Here is a 4,330-nt window from a genome sequence, read left to right as displayed (position 1 = left end):
GCGCGGCGGTGCCGGACTCCGTGCTGCTGGTGGCCGTGGTGGCGGCCGTCGGCGCGGTGCTGCTGTACGCCGGGGTGCGGCGGGGACGGTCGGCGGAGACGGTGGAGGAGCGGGCCGCGGGGGACTGACGGCCTCCGCCCCATACGCCCCGCTTGCTGCCATACGGGCGGACCCGACGTCGTATGCCCGTATTGCGTGATCTAGCGTGGCGGGCATGAGCGAGATCCGTACCCGTACCGCCCCGGAGCGCTGGCGGGCCTTCACCGGCTCGCCCTTCCTGCCGGCGACCGTGCTGATGCTCATCCTCGCGGCCGCGGCGGGCCTCTTCGCCGGCTCGTACACCTACGCCATGGCCGATCCGACGCCGCACCGCATCCCCACCGCCGTGGTGGGCGAGGCCGGCACGCCCGGCACCCCGGCCGCCGCCTTCACCGAGAAGCTGGAGCGGTCCCTCAACACCTCCCTGGAGCTGCGGGACTACCCCAGTTACGACGCGGCGCGCGAGGCGGTGGAGGAGCAGAAGGTGTTCGCCGTGCTGCGGCTGCGCGACCCGGGCGGAGACATCGAGCTGGACGTCGCCGGGGCCGCCAGCGCGTCCGTCGCGCAGTTGCTGGCCGACGCCGCGCCCAAGGCGGGGGCCGCGGCCGGGGTGCCGGTGCGGGTCGAGGACATCAAGCCGCCGCAGAGCGGGGACCCGCGCGGCCTGGCGATCTTCTACATCTCGCTGGCCGCCGTGGTGATCGGCTTCATCGGCGCCGTCCAGCTCAGCGTGCACGCCCGGGCGCTCACCCCCGGCGAGCGGATCGCCTTCACGGCCGGCTACGCGCTGCTCGGCGGGTTCACCATCGCGGCGGTGGTCGACTGGGTGGTCGACGCGGTGGACCTGCCGTTCACGGAGTCCTGGCTGATCCTCGCGCTGACCATGTTCGCCAGCGGCATGGTCTTCACGATGTTCAACACGCTGATAGGGCGCTGGGCGATCCTGCCGACCTGGGGCCTGATGGTGCTGCTGGGCAACCCGTCCTCCGGCGGGGCGGTGTCCTGGCCGCTGCTGCCGTCGCTGCTCGGGCACATCGGCCGCTGGCTGCCGCCGGGGGCGTCGGTGAACGCGCAGCACACCGCCGTCTACTTCGGTGATCACCAGAGCCCGGTGCCGTTCCTGGTGCTGGGGGCGTGGGCCGCGGTGTCCTGCGCGGTCTTCTGGACCTGGCGGCACCGCCATCCGGGCGGCCGGGAGAAGGCCACCCCCGCGATGACCGGCCCCGCGGAGGGCTAGGCCCCCGGCCGGCCCTCCGGGCCTTCCCGGGCCGCGGGCCGTCCGGAGCCGGGGAGCCTCCCCGGAGCCCCGGGTGTCCGGGATCATGGAGGGATGAATGGATTCTTGTCTGACGGGTGGAGCCGCGCCCTCGGCGTCGTGGTCGTGGCCGGCGGAATCGCGCTCTGTTCCTGGCTGGTCTTCGGGCAGCCGCACTCCTGGGCCTCGGGGATGTGGCCCGTGAAGCTCGGCATCGGGCTCGCCGGCATGGGGATCATCCGGGGCGGGGTCTGGCTGATGTTCCCCGACCGGGGCGCCGAGCGGGCGGACGCCGAGCACTCGGACGCGGGGCAGCCGGACGAGCGGGCCGCCGCCCCGGAGGACCTGCGGAACGCGAGGTAGACGTAGAGGCAGGGCCCGGAAGGGCCGGAAAATCGATGAAGCCCCCGTCCGGAAGGGCGGGGGCTTCATCGATGCGGTGGCTGGGGCCGGGGTCGAACCGGCGACCTTCCGCTTTTCAGGCGGACGCTCGTACCAACTGAGCTACCCAGCCGCAGCGGTCCTGACGGGATTTGAACCCGCGGCCTCCACCTTGACAGGGTGGCGAGCACTCCAAACTGCTCCACAGGACCAAGCTTCAAGCATCGTGCGAGAACAAGTCTCGCACAGGGTGGTGCGTGCCCCCAACGGGATTCGAACCCGTGCTACCGCCTTGAAAGGGCGGCGTCCTGGGCCACTAGACGATGAGGGCTGATGGCCCACCTGGGCGCTTTCGGCGCCGTCGGGGACGTGAGAAGCATATGGGATGCGGGGAGGGTTCGCCAAAACGGTTTCCGGGCGGGGGTCGCGCGGGCCCCCCGAGGGCGCCGCGCAAGGGGCTCCGACCTGCGCCGACGAGCGGCTAGCGGGCCCGTGGCGGCCGGGGCGGGGAGGCGGGCGCGGAGGCCGGTCCGGACGGGGAGCCGGAGGGCGATCCGGGCCGGGAGCCGGGCGCGGAACCGGGCGCTCCGGACGGGGAACCGGACGGCGTGGGTCCGCCCGGGCGGTTCTCCTCCGGCAGCCGGCGGGCCACCTCGGCCGTGGAGAGCCCGAGCCCGCCCAGCGTGATCTCGTCCCACGCCTGGAGCCGGCGCGTGTCCCGGTCGAGATAGAGCACGGAGGCCTCGATGTCCGCCGGCTCGTCGCCCTCCACCGCCCGCAGCCCCCCGCCGCCGGTGGAGCCCTGGATCATCAGCCGGGTGCCGTCGGAGAGCACGCTGGTCCGGCGGTTGTGGGTGTGCCCCGCCAGGGCCAACGGCACCGTCCCGTCCGCCTCCGCCGCGGCCACCGGGTTGTGGGCCACCGCGATGTCCACCGGGGTGCCCCGCTCCCGCTCGGCCCGCAGCGCGGCGGCCAGCCGCTCGCCGGCGGCGCGCTCGGCCGGGTCCCCGGCCGGCACCACCGAGCGGTCCGGCGTGAACTGCGGGTCGCCGATGCCCGCCAGCCGCAGCCCGGCCACCTCGACCGGCCGGGCGTCGTCCAGGACGTGCACGTTCTTCCGCCCCGCCATGGACCGCTGGGTGGCCGCGGAGTCGTGGTTGCCGCGCACCCAGACGTACGGCGCGCCCAGGTCGGAGATCGGGTCGAGGAAGCCGTTCTCGGCCTCGGTGCCGTGGTCCATGGTGTCGCCGGAGTCCACGATCAGATCGATGTCGTACTGCTTCACCAGCGACTCGACGATGTGCCAGGCGGCCGGGTTGAGGTGGATGTCCGACACGTGCAGCAGCCGGGTCGTCGTCGGGTCCGGCTGGTACGTGGGCAGGGTGGCGGTCGCGTCGTAGAGCTTGGTGACATTGGTCACCAGCCGGGCCAACTCCTTCTGGTAGACGTCGAAGTCGCTGACGATGCCGCGGGCGGTGCCGACCACGGAGGGGGCGCCCGACAGCAGCCCGGAGAACTTCGGCTCCAGGACGGACTGCGGGTTCCAGGTGGCGTACGCGGCCGTGCCGGACGCCGCCAGCAGCGCCAGCGCCAGACCGCCGGCCGCCAGGGCCCGGCGCGGGCGCCGGTAGACGGCCAGGCCGAGGGCGGTGGCCCCGACCACCACGGCCGCGCAGGAGCGGATCGCCAGCTCGCGGGTGCCCGCGACGACGTCCCGGACGATGTCCTCCTGGAGCCCGTTGATCCGCTCCGGGTGCTTCACCAGCGCCCGGGAGCGCTCGGGGTCGAGCTGGTCGACGTCGACGTCCAGCCGGATCGGGGCGTGGTGGCTGCGCAGCTCCAGTGCGCCCAGCGGGGAGACGTTGACCTTGGTGCCGCCGGTGAGGGAGGGGCGCAGGGTCATTCGGGTGTCCACGGGGCCCACGGGGGTGCGGACGCTGCCGACGACCAGGAGGCCGAGCCAGGCACCGACGAGGACGACGGCGATCAGACCGAGGGCGGAGCGGTACGGGTGCGCTTCCGGCGCGCCGCCCTCGGGCAGCGGGCGGGGTCGGCGGGGGACGCGGTGTGGGCGGTGTGTGCGGTGCGGTCCGTGCGGGCGGGGGTCCTGGGGGCCCATGGGGGCCCTATGCCCAGGGGGCGAGCGGCCCATGCGGGCGCGGGGGAGGCCGCGGCTCCCGGCCGGGGGAGGCCCCTCAGCCCCAGCCGAGCTCGTGGAGGCGCTCGTCCTCGATGCCGAAGTGGTGGGCGATCTCGTGCACCACGGTGACCGAGACCTCCTCGACCACGTCCTCGGGCGTCTCGCAGTAGCGCAGTGTCGGACCCATGTAGATGGTGATCCGGTCGGGCAGGACCCCGCCGTACCAGTCCCCCCGCTCGGTGAGGGGCGTCCCCTCGTACAGGCCGAGCAGCTCCGGGTCCTCCGGGCCCGGCTCGTCCTCGACGAAAACCGCCACATTGTCCATGAGCCGGGTCAGCTCGGGCGGAATGCGGTCCAGAGCGTCACTCACCAGCTCTTCGAAGGCGTCGCGCGTCATCTCCAGCACACGACCATTCTCGCCCCCGGCCGGGGTCGCGCGTGGCACGGCGGGCGGGGGCGGGAGCCGGGCGAGAATGGTCCGGTGGTGCCCTCGGAACCTCCCGCACGTCCCGTCC

The 4,330-nt window shown here is 74.0% G+C and carries 4 protein-coding genes and 3 tRNA genes; 2 read left to right on the top strand and 5 right to left on the bottom strand.

Annotation, left to right across the window (positions count from 1 at the left end):
* Positions 1 to 214: 214 nt before the first annotated feature.
* Both ACSNOD_RS28905 and ACSNOD_RS28900 read left to right on the top strand, forming a co-directional pair.
* On the top strand, positions 215 to 1,276 hold the full coding sequence (locus ACSNOD_RS28905) for an ABC transporter permease (RefSeq protein ID WP_436770028.1): 1,062 nt from the start codon (positions 215 to 217) through the stop codon (positions 1,274 to 1,276).
* 105 nt (positions 1,277 to 1,381) lie between these two features.
* Positions 1,382 to 1,657 carry a hypothetical protein gene (locus tag ACSNOD_RS28900; RefSeq protein ID WP_436770027.1) on the top strand — a complete coding sequence of 92 codons (276 nt, stop codon included), beginning with the start codon at positions 1,382 to 1,384 and terminating at the stop codon, positions 1,655 to 1,657.
* Positions 1,658 to 1,734: 77 nt separating this feature from the next.
* Here the strand turns inward: ACSNOD_RS28900 and ACSNOD_RS28895 are convergent.
* The 5 genes from ACSNOD_RS28895 to ACSNOD_RS28875 all read right to left on the bottom strand — a co-directional run bounded on the left by ACSNOD_RS28895 (position 1,735) and on the right by ACSNOD_RS28875 (position 4,221).
* Positions 1,735 to 1,808: transfer RNA gene (locus ACSNOD_RS28895), tRNA-Phe, on the bottom strand.
* A gap of 4 nt (positions 1,809 to 1,812) precedes the next feature.
* Positions 1,813 to 1,887: transfer RNA gene (locus ACSNOD_RS28890), tRNA-Asp, on the bottom strand.
* A 46-nt stretch (positions 1,888 to 1,933) separates the two neighbouring features.
* Positions 1,934 to 2,006, bottom strand: a tRNA-Glu gene (locus tag ACSNOD_RS28885).
* A 150-nt stretch (positions 2,007 to 2,156) separates the two neighbouring features.
* Positions 2,157 to 3,794 (bottom strand): metallophosphoesterase family protein, encoded by a 1,638-nt coding sequence (locus ACSNOD_RS28880; protein ID WP_436770026.1) that lies wholly within the window; start codon positions 3,792 to 3,794, stop codon positions 2,157 to 2,159.
* A gap of 76 nt (positions 3,795 to 3,870) precedes the next feature.
* A complete protein-coding gene (locus ACSNOD_RS28875; RefSeq protein WP_436770025.1) occupies positions 3,871 to 4,221 on the bottom strand; it encodes a metallopeptidase family protein in 351 nt (116 codons plus the stop codon).
* Positions 4,222 to 4,330: the final 109 nt, after the last annotated feature.

It is taken from the genome of Streptomyces sp. URMC 123, from assembly GCF_051386515.1.
GTDB lineage: Bacteria > Actinomycetota > Actinomycetes > Streptomycetales > Streptomycetaceae > Streptomyces.
The sequence above is the reverse complement of the archived record's forward strand: the minus strand, read 5'-3'. Positions and strand labels throughout refer to the sequence as shown.

Coding starts and splice junctions, on each gene's coding strand:
- ACSNOD_RS28905 (WP_436770028.1), top strand. CDS start 215: ATGAGCGAGATCCGTACCCGTACCGCCCCGGAGCGCTGGCGGGCCTTC.
- ACSNOD_RS28880 (WP_436770026.1), bottom strand. CDS start 3,794: ATGGGCCCCCAGGACCCCCGCCCGCACGGACCGCACCGCACACACCGC.